The organism is Salegentibacter lacus, assembly GCF_020164555.1.
Taxonomy (GTDB): Bacteria; Bacteroidota; Bacteroidia; order Flavobacteriales; family Flavobacteriaceae; genus Salegentibacter; species Salegentibacter lacus.
In genome coordinates this window covers 292,259-318,551 of the sequence record NZ_JAIQZB010000001.1, presented here as the reverse complement: position 1 = coordinate 318,551, position 26,293 = coordinate 292,259, and the positions used below count along the sequence as shown (strand labels likewise).

Annotated in this window: 25 protein-coding genes; 15 read left to right on the top strand and 10 right to left on the bottom strand. The window is 35.2% G+C overall.

The window, feature by feature from the left end; all coding sequences use genetic code 11:
• Positions 1 to 133 precede the first annotated feature (133 nt).
• The 3 genes from LB465_RS01530 to LB465_RS18465 all read left to right on the top strand — a co-directional run bounded on the left by LB465_RS01530 (position 134) and on the right by LB465_RS18465 (position 1,662).
• The gene (locus LB465_RS01530; protein WP_394370916.1) at positions 134 to 703 is read left to right on the top strand and encodes a DUF6904 family protein; all 570 of its coding nucleotides are present in this window, start codon (positions 134 to 136) and stop codon (positions 701 to 703) included.
• A 291-nt stretch (positions 704 to 994) separates the two neighbouring features.
• On the top strand, positions 995 to 1,549 hold the full coding sequence (locus LB465_RS01525; RefSeq protein ID WP_224466181.1) for a hypothetical protein: 555 nt from the start codon (positions 995 to 997) through the stop codon (positions 1,547 to 1,549).
• Positions 1,462 to 1,662 (top strand): helix-turn-helix domain-containing protein, encoded by a 201-nt coding sequence (locus LB465_RS18465; RefSeq protein WP_224466199.1) that lies wholly within the window; start codon positions 1,462 to 1,464, stop codon positions 1,660 to 1,662. Before LB465_RS01525 ends, LB465_RS18465 begins: the two co-directional genes overlap by 88 nt.
• 205 nt (positions 1,663 to 1,867) lie before the next feature.
• Here the strand turns inward: LB465_RS18465 and LB465_RS01515 are convergent, their stop codons facing one another.
• Together LB465_RS01515 and LB465_RS01510 are read right to left on the bottom strand one after the other, a co-directional pair.
• Positions 1,868 to 3,127 carry a Y-family DNA polymerase gene (locus LB465_RS01515; RefSeq protein WP_224466179.1) on the bottom strand — a complete coding sequence of 420 codons (1,260 nt, stop codon included), beginning with the start codon at positions 3,125 to 3,127 and terminating at the stop codon, positions 1,868 to 1,870.
• A gap of 1 nt (position 3,128) precedes the next feature.
• Positions 3,129 to 3,545, bottom strand: coding sequence for a LexA family protein (locus LB465_RS01510; RefSeq protein WP_224466177.1), 417 nt, complete (start codon positions 3,543 to 3,545; stop codon positions 3,129 to 3,131).
• Between the two features lie 67 nt (positions 3,546 to 3,612).
• Here LB465_RS01510 and LB465_RS01505 point away from each other — a divergent pair, with 67 nt between their 5' ends.
• Complete coding sequence (locus LB465_RS01505) at positions 3,613 to 4,329, top strand: SOS response-associated peptidase (RefSeq protein ID WP_224466175.1); 717 nt, start codon at positions 3,613 to 3,615, stop codon at positions 4,327 to 4,329.
• 811 nt (positions 4,330 to 5,140) lie between these two features.
• Positions 5,141 to 6,250: a hypothetical protein gene (locus LB465_RS01500; RefSeq protein WP_224466173.1), complete on the top strand. Its 1,110-nt coding sequence runs from the start codon at positions 5,141 to 5,143 to the stop codon at positions 6,248 to 6,250.
• A 210-nt stretch (positions 6,251 to 6,460) separates the two neighbouring features.
• Here LB465_RS01500 and LB465_RS01495 read toward each other — a convergent pair whose 3' ends face one another.
• Complete coding sequence (locus LB465_RS01495) at positions 6,461 to 7,558, bottom strand: hypothetical protein (RefSeq protein WP_224466172.1); 1,098 nt, start codon at positions 7,556 to 7,558, stop codon at positions 6,461 to 6,463.
• 2 nt (positions 7,559 to 7,560) lie between these two features.
• Entirely contained in the window at positions 7,561 to 8,343 is a 783-nt protein-coding gene (locus LB465_RS01490) for an RNA polymerase sigma factor (RefSeq protein WP_224466170.1), read from the bottom strand.
• 396 nt (positions 8,344 to 8,739) lie between these two features.
• Here LB465_RS01490 and LB465_RS01485 point away from each other — a divergent pair, with 396 nt between their 5' ends.
• The 5 genes from LB465_RS01485 to LB465_RS01470 all read left to right on the top strand — a co-directional run bounded on the left by LB465_RS01485 (position 8,740) and on the right by LB465_RS01470 (position 13,290).
• Entirely contained in the window at positions 8,740 to 8,994 is a 255-nt protein-coding gene (locus LB465_RS01485) for a helix-turn-helix domain-containing protein (protein ID WP_224466168.1), read from the top strand.
• Positions 8,995 to 9,197: 203 nt separating this feature from the next.
• On the top strand, positions 9,198 to 9,326 hold the full coding sequence (locus LB465_RS18345) for a hypothetical protein (protein ID WP_262902881.1): 129 nt from the start codon (positions 9,198 to 9,200) through the stop codon (positions 9,324 to 9,326).
• A gap of 81 nt (positions 9,327 to 9,407) precedes the next feature.
• On the top strand, positions 9,408 to 11,075 hold the full coding sequence (locus tag LB465_RS01480) for an ATP-dependent nuclease (protein WP_224466167.1): 1,668 nt from the start codon (positions 9,408 to 9,410) through the stop codon (positions 11,073 to 11,075).
• Positions 11,076 to 11,158: 83 nt separating this feature from the next.
• Entirely contained in the window at positions 11,159 to 11,932 is a 774-nt protein-coding gene (locus LB465_RS01475; protein ID WP_224466166.1) for a hypothetical protein, read from the top strand.
• Positions 11,933 to 12,084: 152 nt separating this feature from the next.
• Positions 12,085 to 13,290: a hypothetical protein gene (locus LB465_RS01470; RefSeq protein ID WP_224466165.1), complete on the top strand. Its 1,206-nt coding sequence runs from the start codon at positions 12,085 to 12,087 to the stop codon at positions 13,288 to 13,290.
• A 101-nt stretch (positions 13,291 to 13,391) separates the two neighbouring features.
• Here LB465_RS01470 and LB465_RS01465 read toward each other — a convergent pair whose 3' ends face one another.
• Positions 13,392 to 14,723: a tyrosine-type recombinase/integrase gene (locus LB465_RS01465; protein WP_224466163.1), complete on the bottom strand. Its 1,332-nt coding sequence runs from the start codon at positions 14,721 to 14,723 to the stop codon at positions 13,392 to 13,394.
• A gap of 579 nt (positions 14,724 to 15,302) precedes the next feature.
• On the opposite strand from LB465_RS01465, the gene LB465_RS01460 reads away from it, so the two are divergent.
• Genes LB465_RS01460 through LB465_RS01440 form a run of 5 tightly spaced genes read left to right on the top strand, consistent with a single transcriptional unit; the run spans position 15,303 to position 18,619 of the window.
• Positions 15,303 to 15,728 carry a DoxX family protein gene (locus LB465_RS01460; RefSeq protein WP_224466161.1) on the top strand — a complete coding sequence of 142 codons (426 nt, stop codon included), beginning with the start codon at positions 15,303 to 15,305 and terminating at the stop codon, positions 15,726 to 15,728.
• A 5-nt stretch (positions 15,729 to 15,733) separates the two neighbouring features.
• Positions 15,734 to 16,189 (top strand): MarR family winged helix-turn-helix transcriptional regulator, encoded by a 456-nt coding sequence (locus LB465_RS01455; protein WP_224466159.1) that lies wholly within the window; start codon positions 15,734 to 15,736, stop codon positions 16,187 to 16,189.
• A 49-nt stretch (positions 16,190 to 16,238) separates the two neighbouring features.
• Positions 16,239 to 17,222 (top strand): NADP-dependent oxidoreductase, encoded by a 984-nt coding sequence (locus LB465_RS01450; RefSeq protein WP_224466158.1) that lies wholly within the window; start codon positions 16,239 to 16,241, stop codon positions 17,220 to 17,222.
• 56 nt (positions 17,223 to 17,278) lie between these two features.
• Positions 17,279 to 17,911 carry an SDR family oxidoreductase gene (locus LB465_RS01445; protein ID WP_224466156.1) on the top strand — a complete coding sequence of 211 codons (633 nt, stop codon included), beginning with the start codon at positions 17,279 to 17,281 and terminating at the stop codon, positions 17,909 to 17,911.
• A gap of 30 nt (positions 17,912 to 17,941) precedes the next feature.
• Positions 17,942 to 18,619: a type 1 glutamine amidotransferase domain-containing protein gene (locus LB465_RS01440; RefSeq protein WP_224466154.1), complete on the top strand. Its 678-nt coding sequence runs from the start codon at positions 17,942 to 17,944 to the stop codon at positions 18,617 to 18,619.
• Positions 18,620 to 18,747: 128 nt separating this feature from the next.
• Here LB465_RS01440 and LB465_RS01435 read toward each other — a convergent pair whose 3' ends face one another.
• The 5 genes from LB465_RS01435 to LB465_RS01415 form a co-directional block, all read right to left on the bottom strand.
• Positions 18,748 to 20,196 (bottom strand): alpha/beta hydrolase family protein, encoded by a 1,449-nt coding sequence (locus tag LB465_RS01435; protein WP_224466153.1) that lies wholly within the window; start codon positions 20,194 to 20,196, stop codon positions 18,748 to 18,750.
• 79 nt (positions 20,197 to 20,275) lie between these two features.
• Complete coding sequence (locus LB465_RS01430; protein WP_224466151.1) at positions 20,276 to 20,830, bottom strand: helix-turn-helix transcriptional regulator; 555 nt, start codon at positions 20,828 to 20,830, stop codon at positions 20,276 to 20,278.
• 224 nt (positions 20,831 to 21,054) lie between these two features.
• Positions 21,055 to 21,249 carry a hypothetical protein gene (locus LB465_RS01425; protein WP_224466150.1) on the bottom strand — a complete coding sequence of 65 codons (195 nt, stop codon included), beginning with the start codon at positions 21,247 to 21,249 and terminating at the stop codon, positions 21,055 to 21,057.
• 284 nt (positions 21,250 to 21,533) lie between these two features.
• Positions 21,534 to 23,678: a tetratricopeptide repeat-containing sensor histidine kinase gene (locus LB465_RS01420; RefSeq protein WP_224466147.1), complete on the bottom strand. Its 2,145-nt coding sequence runs from the start codon at positions 23,676 to 23,678 to the stop codon at positions 21,534 to 21,536.
• Positions 23,679 to 24,056: 378 nt separating this feature from the next.
• Complete coding sequence (locus LB465_RS01415) at positions 24,057 to 25,982, bottom strand: tetratricopeptide repeat-containing sensor histidine kinase (RefSeq protein WP_224466146.1); 1,926 nt, start codon at positions 25,980 to 25,982, stop codon at positions 24,057 to 24,059.
• Positions 25,983 to 26,293 lie beyond the last annotated feature (311 nt).

The following is a 26,293-nucleotide window of genomic DNA, read 5'->3' as shown; positions in this document are numbered from 1 at the left end:
TAAAAGCTGGTGACCAGCTTACGCATTTCTGTGGCAATTGAAGATCGGGTCATTTTTGATTATATTTAGACCGCTAAAATATGACCTACATGGTTCTCAGTAAAGATGCACTTAGACGGACGCATACTACAAAATAGGAGAAAGACTAAATGAATACAAAAAAGAAGAAAAAGGACAGTCAGACATAATAATGGGCTTTGCTTATGAGGTTCGAAAAGCTTTCCAGCATTCCAGGTTGAAAGAAAATTTTATTTTCGATTCGGAAAATAAGGTTGAATACTTAGGCTTTAGATACCTATGGACAGACTTACTCTATTTGATTTCTGTTCTTCGTTATAATGCAGGTTATGTCGTGTTGGATGCCCTGGATCAGGCAAACCTCTATATTCTGGAATATAATTGTAGGAAAGCCTTATTTGATTATGATCCCCAGGGCGCACAACAAATTCAACTTTTCATAGGTCAAAAGATTGATATACATAATGACCTGGTTTTTTTAGTACTGCAGGGTATTAATATAGAATATTTGAGCAAGACCCCGGGAAAAAGAAGATTTCGGGGAATACCAGATTTACTAATTGCTTATTCCCAATTCTCACCAGCCTATAAGATGTGGAAGTCTGATATGGTAAGTAGGGCCAAGGAATTAGGTTGTAGAGTAGACCAATTAAATTATGATGATTACCCGGAAATAGTTTGGTAATCGTTAAATTAAAAAGTAGCTCATCAGATAGAATTGATTTTTAAAAAATCTACAAAAATATCTAAAGCTGCTTTTTAAAACCTTAAGCCGTCGCATAAGGAACTGCAATCCAAAGTCGCATTTCAGCCATATAAAATAAGTCTTAAACCATCACCGGGGAAATACCATCCGAGGCTGAAAATAAGACTTAAAGTTTCAATTGCTGCTCAAAAAAAGACATAATAAAAGAGACCAGTTTCTCTGGCTTAACCTTCAAAATGATATCGTGGTGATGGGATCAGCGGTGTTTTATTGAATAAAGACCTGGAAGTTATTGATTATAGTTATAAGCATCCCGATAATGAGGAAGTTAAATCCTCGAAAATAATAGGTAAAGGATTTCAGGAATTATTGATAGGAAAATTACAAGGGCAATGGCAGGAAAAAATATCCTTTTTTTTAGATAATAACGCTCAATCTTTTAACCTAAACCTCGAATATCAATTTAATGAATATTTAAAGATCAGTTTACCTTCAGTGGTCTCCAGATTAAAGGGAACAGGAGCGGCGAGATTTACTGTCACTTCCTATCACCTGGATACTCCAAAAAATCTTTTCGCTGAATTACCAAAGGATTCTGGAATTAAAACCTATTCGAAATGGGACCAGAAACTATTCCATGAGATCCATATTTATATTATGCATCATCTGGAAGAAACTTTAAAACCTTTGGATCAACTTGCGGAGCTGAACATAAAATTAAAACCGGTTTTAAAGAGATTTTTGGCTGCACCCCATTTCAATATCACGCAAAGGAGCGTATTAAACAGTGTAAGTTTCTTATTGAAACTACAGATCTTAGTTTAGCCAAAATTTCTGATAAGATGGGGTTTGAATCTTATCCGCATTTTTCAAAAAGCTTTAAAGAAAAAACCAAGGTTACACCCAACCATTATCAGAAGATCATCCGAAATTCATAAGTAATGAAGCTGTGATTTTTAAATAAAAGGCAATTTTGTGTCCCACTTTTAAAAGTGTGCTTTTACTTTGCTACAAGGAAAAGGGTGCAATTTAAATTTTAGGCAAAGAGTTTTCATTCTCCTAAGCTTATAATATATAATTGTTTATAAGGCTGCTGCTCACATAATATCCTCGATAAATTTAAAGAATTGAAATTTCCTTGTCTTATTTACACCTAACCCGAATAATCTCATCAATCCTGCTGGTGTAACGATTTGAAAGTCGTTCCTGTTTCATTTTCCAGGTACGACCAAGATCCATACCTGCAAATTTCACTTTTCCGTTTTCTGTTTGGTTCAGGCGGTCTATGGTTTTCATAAGCATCTGATGCCTGGGATCCTCTTCAGAAAAAAGGGAAAGCTGCCGCTGAGAAGTTGGTGTAATTCCCATAATAATTACTCCGGCTTTTTTATACTGGTAACCGGGCTTGAAAATCTTTTTAAGCCCATATAAAGCAGCTTTTGTTAATACCATAGTGGAATTGGTTGGAGTGGAAAGTTTCACCACCATATTGGCGCGATACTGCTTAAGGTCGGTTCTAAAAGGATTAGTAATCAGAAATACATAGAGCAGCGTGCAATTTGAATCCTGTTTGCGAAGTTTTGTTGCGGCTTTTGCTGCATAAGTAGCTACCCGCTCTCGAAGATCGTCGAATTCACTATACATTTTCTCGAAGCTTCGGGTAACCGCGATGTTTTTTTTATTCTTTACTTCCTCAAAATCCAGCGTAATTTCACCTGAGAGATCTCGTTTTAATCTTAAACCCACTACACTCATTTTTTTCAGGGCATATTCATTGGGTAACTGAATAAAATCCCAGGCGTTCTTCACATTAATGCTTAACAATCTTTTTTCGTGCTGTCTGCCAATTCCCCATACATCACCAATTTTCGTCCATCGCAATGCTTTTTCTCTCTTTTCTTCAGAATCAATGGCATAAACACCCCCGGTACGGTCGGCAAATTTCTTGGCGATCTTATTAGCAATTTTTGCCAGGGCCTTGGTGGGAGCGAGTCCAACACTTATAGGAATACCAGTTTGCCTGGCCACCCTTTCCACCATCTCCTTGCCAATTCGTTCCAGATCGTATAATTCAAACCCGGTAAACTTAAGAAAGGATTCATCAATAGAATAAATTTCAATATCAGGGGTGAATTGAGAGAGGATATTCATTACCCGATTGCTCATATCTCCATAAAGCGAATAATTACTGGAGAAAACGGAAATTCTTTTAGCTTCAAAATCCTTTTCAAGTTGAAAAGCAGGGGCTCCCATAGGAATGCCCATTGCTTTAGCTTCATTACTTCGCGCAATAACACAACCATCATTATTGCTAAGCACAACCACCGGTTTATTCCGAAGGGAAGGATCAAAAACTCGTTCACAACTCGCATAGAAATTATTGCAATCTACCAGGGCAAACATATTACAGGTCTTTTATGCAGTGAGTAACGATGCCCCAGATCAAAAAATCATTTTCGCTAGTGACTTTAATTGGTTGATACTTTTCATTTTCAGCTATCAGCCAGATAATATCCTTTTCAATTTTAATACGCTTTACAGTAAATTCTCCGTCTAAGAAACATACAGCGATCTTATCATTTTCGGGTCTTAAACTTTTATCGATTACTAAGAGATCTCCATTACCAATCCCGGCACCAATCATACTATCGCCTTCAGCCCGGCCAAAGAAAGTGGCTTCTTTATTTTTGATCAGTTGATGGTTAAGATCTATAATATCCTCTAGATGATCATCCGCCGGGGAAGGAAAGCCCGCAGAGATTCCATTGGTAGAAAGCGGCATTATAAGATTATGTAAAGAATATTTTTTGTAAATTTTCATAAGCAAACATTGGAAAACAAAATTAGGTAAAATTCCATATAAATGGATATAATCCAAATTTAAAATTATGTGTTACGAAACCAGCCTGTCCAAAAAATTAAAATCAATTGAGAAACATACCGGTGCGGTTATGCGATACCCAGAAGTTTATGAACCCTGGTATCATTTGTCGGGATTTACTCATCCTAATATGTTTTGTATTCCTATGGACGAACCGGATATTATTTTGCCGATGGAGTGGGGGCTGCTTGCGCCGTGGGCAGACGACATTTTGAAATTTCGAAAAAAATATAATACGCTTAATGCGAAAGCAGAAACACTTTTAACCAGTAATATGTATAAAGAAGCTGTTAGGGATCGTCGCTGTTTAATTCTTGCTGATGGTTTTTTTGAACCTCACTATGAAAAAATGAGTGGTCCGGCTACGCCATATTATTGTTATCTGGAAGACCGTAAACTCTTTAGCTTTGCAGGAATCTATAATACTTATGATGAGGGCTATTGGACAGTAAGTTTAATTACCAGGGAGGCGAATGATTTCTTTGCTGAAATCCATAATAAAAAGAAAAGAATGCCATTGGCCGTAGATCGTAATTTTGAAGGAGAGTGGCTTGATCCAGATTTAAACAACAATGGAATTGAGGAAGTGCTGGCAACAAGTTTTATGCGAGAGCCTTTTAAAGCACATCCGGTAACCAGGGATCTATATAAACGAGGTATAAATACTAATACTCCCGAAATATTAGAAAAAGTAGAGGAAAACCCTAATCTTTTTAATGAGTGATTTATTTCGGTTTTAATAATACCAAAACACTAATAGAACCCACCAATTAGTTTCATATTCTGATGGGTTTTCTATACTCTATAATTTTTTCTAGCCTTGATTCTATTCAAAAGTACCCTATTTACATTCTTATTATTAATTGGGTAAGGCTACAACTTAATCATAGAATTAATTTTTAACTGATTTACTTATTATATCCAGAGCATTTTCCTTTTTTTGAATTTTGACTCCAGACTCGATTCAAACTTTTTAAGGTTTTGAACGGAGGCTACCGCTTCCTTGTAGATTTACTTCCTATAGTGCCTTCACATTACCTTTTTTCGATGCATTTATTTTACAACATCCTGGCCTGGTAAAGCGTATAAAAAGAGTAGGCAAAGCCGAATCGGCTTTATGCCGCTGTCCAGGAAAGGATGTTGTTATTTGCATCTTAAAAAGGGGAGGGGCTTATGGATGATGTTTCAATATGGATTAGGAAATACCACCATTTTGTTGGGAAAGAAGAACTATGATCTGAATCCCAATCTGGCGGACTTCATCGAAAAATTTCGAACTGTAATGAAGCGATCCGATTTTTAATCGGGTTAGCGTAATGGAAGTCGCAATTTCTTCGATGGTGTCCAAGACCTTTGTAGAGAAGCGCTTTTCCCGGAATGAAGCTTTTGCGAAATGTAGTGGGAATGGGCTGAACGGGTATTAAAATAGCCGCTAAACATTCCACTCTTTTTCCATCTTCAATTTCGTATTTTAAAATTAATAACAACATTATAAATTTACAGGTGAAGTCCGTCCAACTTATAATTTTACTATAATGAAAACTGAATTTGATAGAGAGGAATTCTTTAACCTATGCTGGGAAAAGAGTATTTTATGGTTTTGCAAAAACTATCTAATATCCTATCCTGAATTTAAAAATCTCTGTAAGAAATATCAAATTCCTCTACCACCTAATGGCTATTGGATGAAAAGGAAATTTGGTAAGGAGATAAATAAACCGAAATTACCTGAAGCCTATAATGATACGGGAAAAATTCACCTGATATTTAGAACCAAAGAAAATTCAAAGAAGCTTAAAACAGCCGGGAAACTTAAAGCTATAGATTCTAATTCTAAGTCATACGATTTAGAAGTTCCCAACCGATTACCAAAAAATCCAGATCCTATCATCCAGGAAATGTTATCTGTTAATCCGAAGAAACATCCAGTAGTAAATAATATTTGGGATTACACGAAAAGGTATGACTACGGAAGAATTTCGGTTAGTGCCTCGAAGAAGCCGTATAAAAGAGCCCTTTGTTTTCTAAATACATTTATTAAAGTGATGAAAACAAGAGGACATTATTTTTTATTCTGTTATGAACGGGCCTACATTGTTATTGAAGGTATAGAAATCGCTATCCGAATGCGAGAAAGATCAAAGAGGCTTTATGAAACTGAGAAATCAGGTTATCGATCCAGTAAATTAGTTCCTATTGGACTTTTGAGTATGATCACGGGAGAATATTCTAATAAAAAAGAATGGCAGGAAACCCCTACTAAGTCACTTGCTGAAAAATTACCGCTTATCATTACCTATCTAGAGAAAACGGCTAAAGAGGAAAGAATATGGAAGGTTGAAAGTGCAAAGCGAAGAAAGGAGCGGGCTATTCAGGAGAAAAAAGAGGAAGAAAGAAAAAAAATGCAAAAAGAAGAAATTAAAAAACTACGTATTATTAAGCAAAAATCAGATCTCTGGCACGAGTCCAATAAACTTCGAACTTTTTTGAAAGCGTGTGATGAGAATGAAAATCTGACTGAGGAAATGAAGGAGCTTGTAACATTTGGTTTCAAAAAAGTTGATTGGTTGGACCCACTTAAATTTTCCAAAGATGAGTTGTTTGATGATTTAGATCCTCATAGATTACTTGAAGAATTAAAATAATAAATTTATTAATCAAAGAATGACATACTCTATATTTAAATAAGTTAAAATTTTAAATATTCCGCATCCTAAAACACATTCATACATGCGGTGAATTGCATTTTACAATTAATATAAGAAAGCCCACGCCGTTGTATATGCTAAGCGCATTTAGTGAGTGTAGTTTTCAACCTCACCTTGCGGGTGTACAAGCACCCTCGAAATTAAATTTCAATCTGTTATCAATTCAATACCGGCTTTTTCGGCCTTGTATTTTATTTTAGTCATTAATTCATAATAGCTCCAGTTTCGCAGTACAAATTCTTCCTCTTTAGCAATCTCAATTTTCTCTTCTTGATTTAATAAAATGAGCGTGCCAACCTGGTGCTTAATGCAAAAATCAATTAATTTCCGACTATACAGGTGCAGCCGATTACTCACATAATTCTTTTCCAAATCGTAGAACTTTTGGACAGCTTTTGTTTTTCGCTTGCGCCCTTTGCCCGATTTAGAAAATGTCGCTCCATCCTGTGCTCTTTTTCTGGCAGCCTGTATGGCTAATCTCCGATATAGGAACTCTTCCCGGTTACCAATAGTTAGTTTAGACTTCCCAGTTTTCGCGATTATAGGATATTCTAGGGACAAAGAAGCCTCTGCAATCACATTAGGTTTAAGGGTATGTCTTTCTTTTTCGATTTCAAATACACCTAATAAATAGGTTTTTCCCTTTTTCAATTGAATATGAGAAGCGCATAGCTTGATTTCTCCTTTTGCAAGCCGCTCCATTAATTTGTGCTTATCAGTAAAATCTTTTCCAAGGTAGGTCTTCAGGGGAATTGAAAAGAAGCGAAAGCAAAAGGCTTTTTTCTCTTCGTTATAAGTTAATCCTTTGATGCCTTCTATATCGAATGGAAAAGCCATATCCCTTCTGAAGTTCATTAAAGAGCGTTCTCCTTTCCAGTATTCCTGCCTGTTTTTAATAAAGGAACTAATTATAGTATTGTTTAAGTTGCCTAAAATGTTGGTAGGAATTTCTCCTTTATATCTATCGGATACTACCCTGTAGGTGGTATTCATACGGGAACGATTCAAGATACCATCTTCATTTTTCTTCTCATCTGCCAGTTTGTATTTTATCCCTTCCGATAAATAAAAGAACTCCTGGATCATTTCCTGAACGTAGAGATGAGAAACAATCAGGTTTGCTGCTTTAAAGCAACGATTTTGCCACTGGTAGAGTTTATCCAGGGCCTCCTTTCTTTCCTCCTTAGTAGGCAAATCGATCAATAGTTGAATCTTTCGGGTGAGTTTTAGTGTATCCTGTCCCATCACTAAGCCGATTGTTGTTGTTCGTGTTTTAGCTGCATCAGTTTATAGGCGGCCATAAATTCCTGGTGGACCTCCTTTTGGGAAAGGTTGAGCTCTTTTGCAATGGAAGCAAAAGAATACTGCTTCTCCGAGCGCAGTTGAAATACCTTTTCCTGTTCCTCGGTCATCATACCTTTAATCTTAACTGCCACCAGTGGTTTAGGTTTTGTTTCAAGCGTACTGCCTTGGTGGATAATATTCTTAATATCCTCGATAGCCCTTTTTACCTCGTTGCTGGTATGGATAATACTGCTGCCCATTACCTGGCCAATAATTTTATAGCGAAAATTATACTTCAGACAGAGTTCTATAAGACGCTTTCTTTCAGTGCTTAGCAATGGAAAAACCCTTCTTATCCTATCAAATGCTTTTTGTTGTGCTTCGTGGCTAAGTAGGTGGTGATCTTTTTTTTCAGGATCATAACCGTGCAAATATTCCTGGTAGTTCTCGTAACTTTCCAGGGAATTGACGGTTCTAAAAAACTTATTTTTAGGGGTAGTGAAGTAGGTGTAGCATTCCCTTTTCATTACCATTCGTAGGAAATAGTAAATATGTTCCGGTCGTTCTATCCGGTCCCTTTTCTCCCATAATATGAGAAAAGTATCCTGTACTAGGGTTTCCACAGCAAAATCATCATCCAGAATTTGCCTGCCTACCCAGAAGATATTGCGGTGGTACTTATTATATATAAACTCCAAAGCATCAGGATGTCCTTGTTGTAATAATTTAAAAATACGCTGTAACATAAGCAGTCGCTTTTAAGTGGAGGTAAAAACCGCCAGAATTAAAATGGATTTAGCTTAAGCGAATTCCTATAAAGAATGAAGAGAAGGTAGCTTTGAAAAGAAGTCCCTAAAAGAGAGGGCATGGGACTTTACTTATTGTATCAGAGGTACTGGTATACCATGGAACGACAAGTAAGCCCACGCCCGGGTCGTGAGCATTATCACTTATCATCTCGTTCCTTAAAATTACCAGTTTTCTGATACAAGATTCAAAGCGAATGCTTCTAATATTTTACTTAAAGAAGTTTCGCAAATATATTAATATGAGGTAAATATATAAATAATTATTTAATGTTGTAATATATTCCAACATAATTTATAGATTTTTTAGTCACCTTAGTTGTAGATAGGGCTACAATGCAGAATAACGATTATAAAGAAGACTTTTTACTTAAATTTGGAGCTAATTTTGGAAAGATTCGGCAGAGTAAAAATTTAAGTTTTAGATCCTTATCGCAAAAATGTGATATAGATTATGCTGATCTAAACAAAATAGAAAAGGGAAAGAGAAATATTACACTTACCACGATTATTGAGTTAGCAAAAGGCCTCGATATTCAAGCTCGAGAATTATTTGATTTTAAATTCTCCCTTAAGAATTTAGAAAAGTAATTTCGCTCTTACCACATTTTAACGCTACTTCCACTCTATACGGGTTTCCGTAATCTCCTTTTATTTTATTTTTTTATATTTAGCTAAAGTGAGTTTATCCCAGGATTTTTATTTTAAAAAAGCTATATTAAGCGGGATATAACGAGTTAGCCACAATTAGAAAAAGATTATAGAATATATATAAATTATTAAAAACAAGAATTATGGCACTTAAACCAGGACCAAAAAGGATTGCTAAATCAACAGGAAAACCTGATAGACGAGCAAGAGATAACAAAGATACGCCCGGAAATACACCATCTTTAAAACCACCAAAACGAAATAAAAAGTAAGTTAATCAATATACGGACGATTTATTATTAGATGCCGAATAAATGCAATTGTATCTATACGATTAGCCACAATTAAGTAAAATGAAAATCTATCAACTAAGAGTAAAAAACTACAAGAGCTTTAAGGATGAGCAAGTGCTCAATCTTTACGGAAGCAGGTACGCTCTTATAGGCAGAAATAACAGTGGAAAATCAAGTCTCATAAACGCAATTCATCTTATTCTAGGTTCAAAAGACCCTAGGTATATGAATTTAGATGAAACTTACTACTTTGACACAAGTCAAGAGCTGTTGATAGAGATTACATTAGTAACTAATGACCTGAATGAAGTCTGGGACTTGCCAACCACAAAAAAGAACAAAGGAATCTTTGCTGGAAAGTTTAAAAAAGACCCAATGTCAGCTCAAATTACTCTAACTATAAATCAAAAATTGGATGGCTCTATAGCTGATAAATTTCTGATTAGGGTTGCGGGTTTTCCTGTTCATCAAAAAGTGGCAGACTTACGGAGCTCACTCGCAAAGAATGTTGTCGCTCTCCCAAATAGAAGCGCAAAAGAAGATTTGACGGCATCTAAATGGACTTCTTTTGGGACATTAATGAAATCTATATTGGAATCTTCTCCTAGGTATCAAGAATTACAAAATCAATTGAACCAGATTAATGTTCTAATTGAAGAAATGTTGAATAATGAAAAAACTCAAATTTTAGATTCATCTCAAATCATCACGTTTATTGAGGATATCAAGTTTCAACTAACCAAAGAAAATAAGCCAAGTGAACTACTTAGAAATCTCGAGCTTTTTGTAAAAGAGAATAATAAGTTTTTCCATATATCGGACACGGGAACTGGAACACAAAGCACGATAATCATTGCGATGCTAGAATTAGCATTAAAACATAAGGCAACAAAATCAAAACTCCTATGCATTGAAGAGCCTGAGTTATTCATACACCCTCAAGGCATTAGATTCTTATGTCAATTAATTGATAGGATAATTAGCGAAACAGACTGTCAAGTTATTGTCTCTTCTCATTCGCCCATCTTTATCTCTGGACTTGACCCCAGAAGTATTGTTCGCATTGAAAAATCAAATGAAGGTTCAATAATACATCAACTACCGTCAAATTATATTGACGAAGACAATAAAATAAAGCGTTCCCTGAATAGTGAGAACGCAGAAATGTTCTTTTCATCCAATGTAGTTTTGGTAGAAGGAGAAACTGAAAAAATATTATTTAGTCAATTGAGTGAAAACCTTAAATCAGAAGACGGTAAGGACTTAAACTATTTCAAAAACAACTGTTCAGTTTGTAGTGTTGGAGGGAAAGATAACATTGGGAATTATATTGAAATTCTTAAGAAGTATAATATACCAGTTAAAGCTATAGTTGATGATGATTATTTTGATATGGAAAAGTCTTACCGTAAAATTTGTGATGATAACGGAATTGACAAAACATTACCAAAAGAAGATTTACGTCAGCAATTAATTGATATTGGAGTAAGATCTTTATCTGAAGGAGAAACAGAGGACTTGATACCAAATGAGGATATTGCAAACTTAACAGGAATGTCAGAAGAAGAAATCTTAGCGATTAAAGAGGGTCAACCTAAAACTTCCAAAGCACTAGAGAAGCAGATTTTCAAGAAAACAAAACCTGAAATTGCCTATGACATTTATGAATATTACAAGGAAAAAGGTGAATCTCCTTTTGATGAAATTATTAAATGGGGAATAGAATAAAAAAAGTGGCTACCAAAACCTATAAGCAATAGCACCCTCCAGGATGCTACTGCTCCTAGCTAAACCGTTACCTGCAAGCTCATATGAAAATCACGGAAATAACAAATAAAAAAAATGGAGAGAAATTTATATCTGTAGAAGGTGAAGATTTTGAAAATGTAGATCCGGTAGAACATTATAAAAGTTCTTTTATCTCCACTAGAATGATTATGCGCGGAATTCCTTATGAAGAATTAAAAGGAATAAAAGAACCATCAGAAAAAAGTAAAAAAATCTTCTTTGAGGCTAATAAAGATTGGATAAGACAATATGCAAAATGGAAAAGAATAAAAGTTCCAAATAAATTATTTGAATTACTTAATTCAAATAAGAAAAAGCAACAAAAAGCACTTCTTAAAGGTTTAGTTTTAACACCGGATATTTTAATGTCATTTATTCTAGAAGCTTATGAAAAATATGATTTCAAATTAAGCCAATACACTTCAGAACATCAAGCTAAAGGATTTAAGGATTCAGAAAAACCATTCGCATATCAATTACTTGAAAATGGTGAAATAAGAAAATTTGGAAAAACTGATCTAAGCGATGGTCAATTAAAACAAGCTATAAAGCATAGAGTAGTAACAATAGTTAAGTTTATAGAAAATGGTGAATACTGGCATTGCTTTTTCACGAATTTTAAAAGTCTTAATGGAGAAGAAGTATGGCTCGGAAAAAACCAACCACATTATCATTACATTTCTAATTTATTCAACATTGAACGTGAGGAAGTAATCGGACAATTAATGTCACCTAAATATAAATTAGGGAATTTACCACATTTAAAACTTGAAGAATATGGAAATCAACCGAAATGAGCCAGAAGGTAACAACGGTTCACCTAGTTTGCTGAAAATGGTTATTTAGATACCAATTATTGAATTAGCTAATCCGACAAATCCAGATTTTTACTCCCGCAACTTGCGGTAACCGGGACCGTTGTGCATCATTATCGAAAAATACAAAACTTATGAGCGAAAATTATGAAATTATACCTGCAGGAGAACCAATAAGCAAAAGTGGAATTCAAAATTTACTTGACGGAATTCGACCCGTCTGGAAAGGAAAAAATTTAATCCAGAGAGTAAATAGACTTTTGCCGATTGACCCGAGTAGTGCCTGTCAGAGATTATTTAATGCAGCAATACACGATTTGAAAGAGAAAATTTTAATAGTGGGTGTTGATATAGCAAATGAGACTGCAATTAATTATAAACTTCCTTCAATCAAAAAGGAAGAAGATATATTAGAATACAATGTTTCTAAAACGATAGATTTAGCTTATCGTATGGGAATATTAAAGCGACCGGAATGGAGAAGAATACACAGGTGTTATGAAATAAGACGCGATCTAGAGCACGAAGATGATGAATACGAAGCAGTACTTGAGGATTGCTTTTACATTTTTAAAACATCAATCGATGTAGTTCTTTCGAAAGATCCTATAGAATTATTAAAAGTTACAGATGCAAGAGAACTTGTAGAAAGTGATACTAACATTTCGGTTAGTGAAGAATTTCTAACGGATTATACAAGTGCGCCAAAAGGACGAAAAAAAGAAATTACTGAATTATTGATTTCTTTCGCCAGAGATGAAGAGAAACCCGATATAGTCAGGGAGAATAGTATAGAACTTTTAAGGCATATCCAATCAATTACCGACAAAACAGTTACTATAGAAATAGCTTCTATTTTAGAAAGTAAGCTAGATAGGTCGGGGATTGATGTGAAGACAGCAAAAATAAGTCACGCTTGTGGTGCTCTTGGTTACTTCAAAAAAGTAAGATTAAAAGACTTCTTTGGTAATTTAAAAGTGGAGTTAAGTGATACGGGTAGTGATTGGAACACACAAAAGAAAGTTTGTGCAAAAATCGAAGATATTGGAGGGCTAACTTATTGCCCCTCGGACTATTACGAAGATATTTTGAGTGAATTGGTTAGGATTTACCTCGGAGAACGAAGTTATGGACAATGGAGTGCTCACAGACCTGTCTTTTTTAGTAATGGTGCTGCGCCAATCATCACAAGAATTGTAGAGAATGAAGGATCAAAAGCTAATGAAACACTTGAGAAATTAAGAAAGAAAAGACAAATCTCTCGTAAATTAACGGACAAATTTCTATTAAGAAGATTTGAGAATTTATTGGACTATAGTAATGAAGTCGGTGAAGAATAACGATGCACAACAGCATATCCTATAAAAAGCAATAACAGTTAATTGCCAATAGACGGCACCTGTAGAAAGAATTTGTAAGTTTCCCTTAAAAGATCTTGAATTCAAAAATTGATTACACTGTCCAGTGCATCATCTGCATCTCTATGAATAAAGTTGGCTTGGTAATTTAGCGTGGTTTTTAGGTCACTATGTCGGTAAAGCTTTTGTAGCATGAGAGGGTGAATTTTGTCCCCGGCTATGTTTCCAAAAGTATGACGGGCTATGTGGTTTGAGAGGTTCTTGTCTATTTCGCACTCGTCAGCTATTCGTTTCAGAAATTTATTTAAAACCTTGGTAGCGTTCCTCATTTTAAGAAATACGCTTTTTGGATCCCGTCGATCTGCATCTTTTAAAAATGGAAAAATATAGCCATTGTTTTCCGTCTTATCCATCAGGTAGAGATTAAAGATAGTTTTGGCTTTGTCCGGGACTTTAAAGCTCAATGGTTTTTCATTCTTATTCATCACATAGTACAGACGACCATCTTTTACATCTGTCCACTTCAAGGCTACAACATCTGAAATTCTTATACCTGCAAAGTAGAAGGAAACAAGCCAAATATTTCTGGTGTGCCATATCGAAGAATGACTTTCCACTGCAAGATTTTCTATTTTGGTAACTTCCTCAGCAGTCAGTCCAATTTTATTTCCTGAGCCAATTCTGATTTTTTCTTTTTCGCCCCCGAAAGGATAATACTTTTGAGAAACAATCCCGTCTTTTATAGCAACATTAAAGAGGGTTCTAATAAAAATTAGTTGGTTTGTGATGGTTCGGGTCTTTTGTCCCAGGTAAGTGGAGCAGAAGGCTTTGTACTTATTTAGAAATGATTCATTCATTTCCCGAAACTCCAGTCGGGTATTTCTCTTAAAATAGGTAATGGCATCTTCAAAAGAATATTCACCTTTTCTGGTCTTACTCACTCTTATTCGTCTTCGCTCTTTTATTGATTTAATAACCGCATCTTTCTTTTGATTGGTTTTGAGGTTCAGAAACTCTTCCAGATTATAGAGAATAGACAGCTCAGATTTCGCGACAGAAAAAGTTCCTTTATCATATTTTTGCTTTACACGTTCAGCCGCTACTGCAAAGAAAGATTGAGAACCACCCGGCCCTTTGAGTTTGTTTTTAATCTGTCTGGGCGTCAAATCATCTTCTGAATGAAAATACAAATCTTGTGCTTCGGTGATTTTCTTGTTGAGAAAATAGTTTAGCTTTTTATGGTTTGGATGGGTCTTTTTTACTTTTTTCAAAGTTTCATCCCAATCTTTCTCTAAAATCGAATGGCCCAAAAAATAATAATTGGTCTTGTAATTTTCACTTATTCTTAAGGCAAGAGGAATAGTGCCATTTTTCTTTATTTTGTTGGGGCGTAAGACTACTTGAATATTTGTCATAACCATCTAATTTTTAATGTTTTAAATATAGGGTTATTTTTTCAAAAAGGGTACAGAATAGGTACAGAATAATTCCATTTTACCTGCTATTTTTTGATATCAACAAAAATGTAAAGTACTGTAAAACATAGTATTTATCGGTGTTTGGTGGATTTTGCTGTTCCTCTAATTCCAGCTCATAACCCGAAGGTCACTGGTTCGAGTCCAGTTCCCGCTACTAGCAAAGACAAGGCTTCACAGAAATGTGAAGCCTTTTTTTTTTACAATTTTTTCTTGCAGTTATTCGAGGTGAATCTATCACTATCCTTAAGTGCCGTTTGAAAATAATTCCTAAAGATTCCGCAATATTTTTTCCTGGATTCCATAATTTGATTCATATACATTGAAATATCGGGCTCGTCCCAGTCTAACTCAATTTCCCTGCATTTTTGTTCGTTAAACTCTTAAAATCAATTCTAGTAGGATATATAAGTCTATTACCAATAAGTTAAAACTATTGCAAATAACATTTGTAAGAGTATTAAATTATTTATATTTGTATCGCACACGATATAAATTTGCACGATATAAATAAAAGTAATGAAAAGAGAGGTTGAAACTTCATTAGCACAAAACATCTTTAGAATTCTGCTGGCGCTATTCATGATTTATGCCGGTTTCAGTCACTTAACTTTTAATAGAGTAGACTTCCAGGCCCAGTTTCCAGATTGGGTTCCCTTAAGCAAAGATTTAGTAGTTGTTTTGTCTGGAATAGTCGAAATGGCATTAGGACTGGCTTTATTATTTTGGAAAAAGCAACGTGTTGTAATAGGTTGGGCGCTAGCTATTTTCTTTATACTTGTTTTTCCCGGTAATGTCGCCCAGTATTTAGACGGAAAAGATGCCTTCGGAGCTTTAGATTCAGATAGAGCAAGATTAATAAGGCTTTTCTTTCAACCAGTACTTATAGCATGGGCGCTGTGGTCTTCCGGTTCTTGGGAAGCCTGGAGAAATTCAAAAAAATAAATAATATGGACGATCAGCAATTAAAATTGAACAATCAAATCTGCTTTCCTATTTATTCGGTTTCCAGGCTAATTACGAAAGCCTATAAACCATTCCTGGAAGAGATGGGTCTAACTTATCCTCAATACCTTGTTTTATTGGTACTATGGGAAAATGATAAATTATCGGTTAATCAGATTGGTGAAAAATTATTATTAAACACCAATACTTTATCTCCGCTTATTAAACGAATGGAGAAAATGGAGTTACTGCGGCGTACCCGCTCTGAAAAAGATGAGAGAAGTGTCTTTATCCAACTTACGGAAAAAGGAAAGGCCCTAAGAAACACTGCGCTCCCAATTCCAGAGAAGTTGCTAAATACTTTGCTAAGGGAAGATGTAACACTGACAGAAGTAATGCTCTTAAAGGATACACTGAATAAATGGATCGATATTCTTTCAGACAGGAAAAATGACCAATAATACCTTAACTTACTGATTAATAAATTTTTAATTAAAAAAAACAATAGATATGAAAGCACTACAGATAGTAAAATACGGTGAAATTAAGGATAGTTTATCTATCAATGAGATTGATAAACCATCGGTAAAGCCAAATGAAATTTTAGTTGAAGTGAAGGCTGCTTCATTAAATCCTATAGATTATAAAATGGCAGAAGGGCACCTAAAAGAATTAGTCTCTTTAAAGTTGTCGGCTACCATAGGCTTTGATGTAAGCGGGGTGGTTGTGGAAAAAGGAGCTGATGTTAGTGATTTTGAAATTGGTGATGAAATATATTCCAGGGTACCCCATGAACAAATGGGTACCGTGGCGGAGTTTGTTATCATTAATGCTGATAAGGTTGCTAAAAAACCGGAAAATATATCTTTTGAAGAAGCTTCAGGATTGCCTTTAACAGGAATCACCGCAATCCAGGCTTTAGAAAAAGCCGGTTTAAAAAAAGACGACAGAATCCTTATTCACGCCGGGTCCGGGGGTGTAGGTAGTTTTGCTATTCAGTATGCAAAAGCTAATGGAGCTATTGTTTATACCACCACCAGCACTAAAAATGTAGATTGGGTAAAAGCTTTAGGAGCTGACCGCGTAATAGATTATAAAAAAGAAGATTACAAGGAAGTTGCCAATAACCTGGATATTGTTTTTGACACCTTGGGGGATGACTATACTTTTGATGCCTTTGAAATCATTAAAGAAGGTGGAACGGTAACTTCAATTGTAGGTCCACCAGACGAAGAATCTGCCAAAATAATGGGGATCAAAGATTATAAATTACCCGAACAATTATCTAATCTTATTGAAGAGAAATCGGTAGCCTATAAACACACCTGGATGCAGCCTAATGCTGCCCAGTTGAAGGAGATCAAAAAAATGGTAGAAGATGGAGATATCAAACCAATTGTAGACCTTATTTATTCATTTGAAGATGGAGTTGATGCTTACGAGTATCTGGCGACCGGGAGAGCACAAGGAAAAGTAATCATAAGCTTATCCTAAACCTTCTTAGAGCTGGTCAATAGATTATATATTATAACTAAAAAAAGAAAATGATTATGAGTAAAAAGAAGCATGTATTAGTTGCCGGTGCAAACGGCAGCACGGGAAGAATCATTATCGATTTATTAAAGAAATCCGAAAAATATCAACCCATTGCTATGGTAAGAAAACCAGAGCAAAAAGATCATTTTGAAAAAGAAAATGTAACCGCCGTTTTGGGCGATTTAGAAGAAGATTTAAATCAGGCTGTAAAAGGCGCCGATAAAGTGATTTTTGCTGCCGGTTCTGGTGGGAAAAAAGTGGTTGAAGTAGATCAGGAAGGAGCAAAAAGATTCACTGACGCAGCTAAGAATGCAGAAGTTAAGAAGTTTGTTATGCTTAGCTCAATGGGCGCTGATAATCCCGGAATTAGTGAAGAGCTTGGAGATTATCTAAGAGCAAAAGGAAATGCAGATGATTATCTAAAAAATAGCGGATTAGATTTTACTATTGTTAGACCTGGTGCGCTTACAGATGAAGATGGTTCCGGAAAAATTCAGCTAAAGGAAAAATTAGATAAACAAGAAAGTATCTCCAGGGCAAATGTGGCTCGTACGCTTGTTGAAGTTCTGGACGATGATGTAAAGCAAAATCGGATTTTTGAAATTCTGGATGGTGAGACTCCGATTGAAAAAGCAGTCCGTGACTAATAAATTTTATAATTAAAAATTAAGGAAGATATGAAAGTACTATTTGTATTAACCTCTCACGATAAATTGGGGGATACAGGAGAAAAAACAGGATTTTGGATCGAAGAATTCGCAGCACCTTATTACAACCTGGTGGATAAAGGAGTTGACATTACGGTAGCGACACCTAAAGGAGGTAAAGCCCCTATTGATCCAAATAGCGAAAGTGAAGATGCACAAACCGAGGATACCAAACGCTACTATAAAGATGCTGAAACTCAAAAAGTGATTGAAAACACCTTAAAGTTAGATACAATTAAGGCGGAAGAATTTGACGCCGTATTCTACCCCGGAGGTCACGGCCCGCTATGGGATCTTGCAGAAGATAAAACTTCTATAGCTTTGATAGAGTCGTTTAACAGGCAAAAAAAACCAATCGGGTTGGTATGCCATGCCCCAGCAGCCCTTAAAAATGTAAAAAATGAAAATGGGGAACCCTTAGTGAAAGGAAAAAAAGTAACCGGCTTCACCAATACTGAAGAGGAGGCTGTGCAGTTAACCGATGTTGTTCCATTTTTAGTTGAAGATATGCTGAAAGAAAATGGAGGCATTTATTCTAAGTCTGGCGACTGGGAAGTTTATGTGCTTGAAGATGGAAATTTAATTACAGGACAAAATCCTGCATCTTCCGAGAAAGCTTCAGAAAAATTATACGAGATGCTGAAGTAAATTGAGCTCTCTTAGTTTAAAAAAACCTGCAACCTTAAAAGTTGCAGGTTTTTTTGAATGTAATAAGAATCAGATATCCACTTCTTATTTCTAAACACTCGCAATTAGTGATTCTGGAAATACTGAATTTAAAATCCCGATTCGATTTTAATTCCAGTAAACTCGTACTCGTTTTCCATCTCTAAGATGTCTATCGACTTATTCAAAAGGTATTTATCGAAAAACTGAATTATAAGTGAGTTTGCAACTTTATAAGCTTTGAGTGGATCAATACTTCCTGCTTCATTAACTGCAGCAAAATTGACCATTAATGGAATATCCATAAAATTAGAATGTCCGGAATTTTCAATTTCAATATTATAAAAGTCGGTTTTACTTTTATTCCGAAATGCATGTTTATTAAAATTTGGTTGCTCCTCGGGCCAGTCTGAAGATATATAAGCAAAAGGTTTATCTAGTGTGCTATTCACCATAGTTCCCCATTGAGTGCCATCAATATTTAATGCCGCTTTAACTCGTTTGTCTTCAAGTAAAACCTGACCTGCTGCAGCTCCTCCGTGTGAGTGTCCGAAAACACCAATTTTGGATTTAATAATATGACTAGTTAAAAATGAGAAATTCTCTTCATTTTCTAAATGATCTATTACCGAGGAAATATCCTTACTCCATCTTTTAATACTTTCAGTGGCAATGTAATTCTCCATTAAGTCTTTAATTGCTTTAAATTCTTCTTTAGCACTTTCAGCTCGCTTAAATTCCTGGGTGGCATTCCAGGCCATTTCTGCCATTTCCTGGTTATTATTTAAGCTGTCATAAGTGGTATTATAAAGCCTTAAATCTCCGTCTGGAAATATAGAGCCTGTACTTTCATAAGTGTGATTGATGTTTAAAACAATATAGCCCTGGCTCACTATTTCTTCAATAAGTGCATAATAACCAAAGGCTTTAGAATAATGGCCGTGTGAAAAAATTAATACCGGAAATTTACCATCTGCAACTTTCGGACTTTTATAAGTATTGGTTTCAATAAGGTCTAAATAATTCATAGACCATCCGGGTAAACCATATTTGTCTGCAAAACCAAGTCTGCTTCCTTTATCAAGGTAATTTTCCAAATTTTCATCAGCAATCTGGGCTGGATACCAGGCTTTAATCATTAATTCCCTTTTATCATCTTTATCCAGGGTAATTAATTCGGGTCTATCGGTTTTTATATGAATATACTTTGAGCCAATCTCAAGGTTGCCGGTGGGCGTTGGTAATTTAAAAACCGGTAAAATAATAGGTAAGAACCAACCCAGCATTAAAATAATTCCAAAGCCGGTGGCAATAAATATCTTCACCAATAAATTCATATTTACCTTTATCGGTTGTTTCCAAAGCAGAAAAAGAACTCCAAGAATCATTACATATCCCGGAGACATTTGCCACCTGACTCCTTCTAATACTAAATGTAAAACGAAAATAATTCCTATTAATATGGCAAAAGCTTTCCTCTTTGGAATCCTGAACTTAAATAAAAATAGAATTGGGAAAGTGGTAGCAATTACCAGTAAAATAATTTCGAAAAATCTCATCGTTTTTGTTTTGAACAAACATACTGAGGAGTTCTCCTTATTTCATACAAATGGTAATGGACAAATAATGGACAGTATTTTAATGGCTTGAATTTGATATGTTTAAAAGGAAAAGATCTAAATCATCTTTAGCTTGTAAGCCTATTTTTTTCCTTAATCTATAACGTGCCTTATTCACACTATCCGGAGTGATGTTTAAAAGCTCACTCACTTCTTTTGCACTCAAATTCATTCTTAAAAGAGCGCATAACTTTAGTTCATTCGATGTGATATTTGGAATAATTTTCTGAAGAGATAAAGTGAAATTAGGATATATTTTTTCGAAGTCCGAAAAGAAAGTAAGTGTCTCAAATTGGTGTCGGTTGTTTTTTACTATTTCTCTGAGAGATACCTTTAAATCAGATTTTAACTTCTGATTGTTCTTTTCCAATTGAGTTTCCCTGCGGTGTGAAATTTTCTTTTCTACTTTTTCAAAGCGATCACTCTTTCTATCAAATTTGAATTGTAGACGCTCGATTTGTTTTTTCCGCAGGATATAAGGAATAGCTATAAAGCCTACTATGAACAGGCCCAATCCGCTAATAAAAAAAATGCTAAAAACAAACCAGGTATCGGGATCAACTCTAAACTCCATAATTATTACAAACGTAGACTTTTACCAAAAAAAGTTCCGAAGAATAGGACCTAAAGCCTAGCAAAAGAATCAGATTCAGTTTAAATATAAAGAAATTAAAAATATTCTCAATAATTTAAGTCTTAATCAGAATACCAGGAAAGGAATGTATTTTTTATAGTTGTTTTCAGAAACGACACCTCTTAGTTCGTTGGCCGCTTCAAAACGATACGGATTTCTCATCATTATTTTCTTTCTAAGCATTCTTTCTTTACGAATAAATTTTCACCGTTTTGAAAAGTGATCTCATAGAAATAATTGTATTTATTACTATCCTCTACAAAATAATTTTTACCGGTTTCAAGGTTTCTTTCGGCGGTCGATTCAATATCTGGTTTACTATACGTTGTACAGTTTTCTTTTGCAATATATTTGGTCAAATTCTCGGTGTTTGAAATCACCTCTTGGTCATCAGTATCTGTTTTTGAATAGTTAAATATAGCAATAAATGGTTAAAAACGGAATCCTATATTTTGTGATTTGAAAATAAAATCTTTGAAGTCAACTATAGAATAGATGAATACGTGAGAATTCTTTAAAAAGAAAGCGAGATTATAAAAATCATATCCCGTTATAGAAATTACTTATTTGCTGTTTAATGCACCTTCATCGGCGCCAATTATCATTTCACCTTCCATCATCAGGGTTTTCACGGGATGTTCCATCAGGCTGCGGTTTCTATTTTAAAGTTAAAGCTCACCATAGTGCCGTTTTCGTTGTTTTCGGTCATCGTGCCATTGAGTTGTTGTGTCAATAACTGAATTAATTGAGAGCCAAAACCGGTTCCTTTGGGGGCAGCACTGGCATCTTTGCCTACACCATTGTCAGTTACTTTTAACGATAAGGTTTTAGGGGTTGCTTGTGATAAACTTATTTGAATAGTTCCATTTCTGTTTTCAGGAAATGCATATTTTAAGGCGTTTGTAAGCAGTTCGTTGACAATTAATCCAATGGGTACCGCCGTGTCCACATCCAGTTCCAGGGTGTCCATGGCACATTCAATTTTAACTTTATCTTCAGCATCAAAGGTGTCCAGTATGCCTTCGCCTAAATTCAGGAAATAATCCTTCATCTCTATACTTCCTAAATTTTCCCCCTGATATAATTTTTGATGGATAATGCCCATGGATTGTACCCTGTTTTGACTGGCCATCATAGCGTCTTTTGAGGCAGAGTCTTCCATTTGTGCAGATTGCAGCGAGATCAAACTTTTAACCAACTCCAGATTGTTTTTGACCCGATGATGAATTTCTTTGAGAAGCAGTTCGTTTTCAGCATTGTGCTTATCAAGCAATATATTTTTATGAGCTAACTCCTCATTTAATATCTTTAGTTTATGATTATTCCTTTGTTTAAGTCTATAATTACGATATAGTAATCCGAGCAATAAAGCACCAATAATCAAGGCCACAATATAAACGGTTTGTCGTTGTCGGTTAGCAGCGAGTTTTTTATCTTGTTTGAGCAAGTCCACCTGTAATTCACTTTCACGAAGGCTTCTTTCGTTTCTTTCTACTTCGATAATATTGTTAGCCTCTGACCATTCAATATAGTATTCAAGAGCTTTTTTGTAATCTCCTATGAGTTCATAAACACTAAATAATTTATTGATAAAATATACCGTATTTGCTTTGGTATTAATTACAATTGAGGAATTCCTGGCCTTTTCATAATAGGCGATTGCTTCATCGTACCTGCCTTCTGCTTTGGCAATGTCCCCTAGGCGGGAATGTGCAAATTGATAAGTATCAATAGTAGTGAGGTTATATTCCTCTAATAGTTGTATGGTTTTTATCAGATAGGATTTTGCTTCTTCATATTTCTCCCTATTAATGAGATTACTGCCCATCGAGTAGTAGTACCAGGTATGGTGAAAGGGATTTGTGAGTTGAGGCAAGAGCTCCTTAAATTTATTCATATAATAGTCAGTCGAATCGGGGTTTGAAGCTCCAAAATGATAAGATAATAACTTGTAGGCCATTGCAAGGGACTCATTCTTTTCCGGATAATCCGATTTTTGGTAGCCAATCATACTCTCCTTTAAATACTGAACGCCTATTTCTTCTTCTTCAGGCAAACCATACTGATAATAAAACCTTCCCTTATCTTTCAATATCTTAAGCTGAATTTCAGGTCGGAGATCATCTTTAAGCAAATCCAATGCTTTTACAAAAAGCTCCAGGCCGGGTTTTGGTTCTCCTCTAATAATTTTTATCAAAGCCCAATTGATCAATAAATCATATCCTAAAACTTTATCCCTCTTGCTTTCCGGGATTTTCTCGTAATAGGCCCAACCTATGGGTGCTAGCGAATCCACCACATTAAAGTTATGAGACCTATTCGCTCTATCAGTTATATCCAGATACAAATTAGCCAATCTTTCATATGGTAAGGGCTTAACTTTTTGGAGTAGTAGCGCAGCCATATCAAAATAAAAAACAGTACTATCTCGATTAAAATGAGGCATTTCTTTAAACCACAATGCCTTGTTCTGGTAGGCTTTACTCAAAGCAGAAACTTGATCAGGTGAAAGGTCTTGTCCAACACTCATTTTTTTTAATTGTAAACTTTTAAGGGCTGTTTGATGAAGAGGCTCCTTGTCATCCAATACTTCAAGAGCTTTATCTGTGTAATAAAGAGAACTGTCCGCATTATAATGATCCTTGCTCCTAAACCATAAGGCTTTTTCGGAATATTTGGTGCTCATTTCGAGTGCAGCTTTCGGGGTACTATTTTTGACCTGGGCACTTTGAGAAAAGCCGGAGGAAATAGCCAGGGAAAAGATAACCAGTGTCAGCAGCTTTTTCATATGTTTTTAAGCAATTAATGATGACCTGGAGATGTATAAATATATGGAAAAGTATTGAAATGCAGTAGATTATAAAATGAGTCAGCTTTTTTTTGATATTCCGGTTGCGGAATATCAGTATTTGAGATAGAGTAGTATTGTTTTTGTAGAAGCTTACCAAATAGAAAATTAGTCGCTTATGCTTAGAATTTTAGAAACCTCTTGAATTTAATTTCTACTCAGCGGACTTGAGCCTAAAAGCTTTTTTATATTATCTCATTCACTAATTTATGTTCATAGCTTATTGGCTCGTGTCCAAGACAATTTGTAATGAACCTCTTTGGCTGAAACAAAGCTTTTGCGAAGTGGAGGATAAAGTGGTGAATGTGCGTTGAAAAACTATAATGGGATCTGGATCAATATCTTCAAACCTTTATCCTGTTCGATCTCAAATTTAAGTTTTCCATTTATAGAAAAAATACGGTTTTCCATATTTTGAACCCCATTTCCCGATGTTAGGCTTTCTTTTTTAACACCAATCCCGTTATCGGAATATTGAATTTTTAATAGATTCTTTCCAGAAGAAAAAATAATTGCCACCAAACTTGCTTTGCTGTGTTTATTCATATTGATCATGATCTCCTGCAACACCCTATAAATAACAAGTTTCTTTTCGGTATTTAGATCATTCCAGGTAATGGTTTTTTCCCCGCTTAAAATAAGTCTGGCATCTCTGGGACAATTAGAAGATAGCGAGGACACTAGCTGATCGAGGTATCCCTGCCCGATATTAATTTCATTGTTTTCCCTGGAAATATTTCGGGTGCGGTTATAAATATGTTCAATTCTGTCCATCGTTGCTGCAGGTGCGATTGCTTCCAGGCTACTCATCACATTATAAACATCATTGGCCAGCTCATCATGGATCTTTTTGGAGATCCTGGTTTCTGTCTTATGGGTCTCGAGAATCTTCTCTTTTTTGTGTTTTTCTCTTAGATAATAAACGATGAAAATTGCTAATGTAATTGCAAGAATTGCGATAAATATCAAGATGTAATTCCGGGTTCTAATCTTCTGGTTTTCTAAGGCCTGTAGTGCTGCCGAAGCCTCTAAACTGGAAATCTGCTGTTGCTTGCGTTCTTCATCAAATTTTATTTTGGCAAAGGTATTTTTGACCCGTAAGTTTATCTTTTTTAAACTATCGCTAAGCTGAATATAGTCTGAAATATAATCCTTGTCGCCAGGAGTAATTACGAGAAGTTGTTTTAATGCATCTATTTGAGCCTGGAGATTGTTATTTTCCTTACCGGCATTCAACCATTTTTCAGAATATTCAAGAGCTAAATTTTTATTAGTCTTTTCGTAATACTTCGCTAAATTCTCATAGCTTGATATAATTCCAGTATGATCATTTGAAGATTTTCTCCATTGAAGAGCTTTTAGTAATCCTGAGGAAACCTCTTTATCGTTATCTGTTAGCCATTTCGAAAATTCCAGATTGTTTAAATATCTTGCTCTAGAACTGTAATCATTCGCAGAAACCTTGGAATAGGTTTCATCAAAAATTGAAACTGCTTCCTCGTAATTTTTCAAGTCTCGATATACTAATCCAATGTTGTTTTTATAGGTTAAACTATCATCTAAATTAGAAGCGTAACGAAGTGCATTTTTATATTCCTTAAGGGCATCTTTATAAAAGCCCTGATTTCGATATGCAATAGCTATAATATTATGCGCACTGCTTAAATACTGAAGATCTTTATGCTTATTAAGATGGCGTAAAGCTTCAGTAGCTGATTCCTGGCTTCCAGTATAATCCTGCATCCTGCTTTGGGCTATTGCCATTTCCAGGCTTCTACGAGCCGCTTTTGTACTATCCCCTAATTGAAGATAGCGTTTACGTGCTTCAAAAGCATATAGGAAAACTTTTTCCTGATCATCTAAATAACGGTTAATAACTGCTTTTCGGTAAAGAGCAAGAGCGAGCCACTCTGTTTCATTTTTAAAAGTTGCCAATCGCTCAAGACTATCTGCAAAAATAAGCGCGCTATCATATTCCTTTAAGCGCTTATGGTAATATATTTTATAGTCTAAAAGGAGAGGGTAGAGGGTGTCGTTTTTATCCGCGATACTTTGAAAAGCCTTATTGAAATTACAGATTTTTTCCCTGATTTCTTTGGAATTTTTTCCCTTTTCAAAATATGTAAATGAAGAATCTGTCCTGGCTTGGTCATAAGGTTCAGAAGATTTCTTTTCATTGGTGCAGGAGCAAAGAAATAAAAAATATAAGATGCTAGAAATATGAAGCAGGGGGCGTATGTTCATAAAGCGAAAATAAATAAAAAAAGAAGCTAAAAATAGCCGCTATGCTTATTAAATTCATTGCCGTCACCTAATGGATAATCTGAAGGATCATTTAGATCTTCTTTGCCTTCAGTTGCATATTTAAGGTAGAATTCCAATTGGAAACCAAAAGGTTAGCGGTATGAAAGGAGTTATTTATAGTCATAAGAGTGAATAATTAAAAATTCTCTAAAATGATAAACGAGATCCTGATCCAGTGTGTAGTGTGTAGGGACAATGGAAATTCTATGTACCTGTAAATCTAAATATTTTCTTAAAGCTTTGAAAGAGCT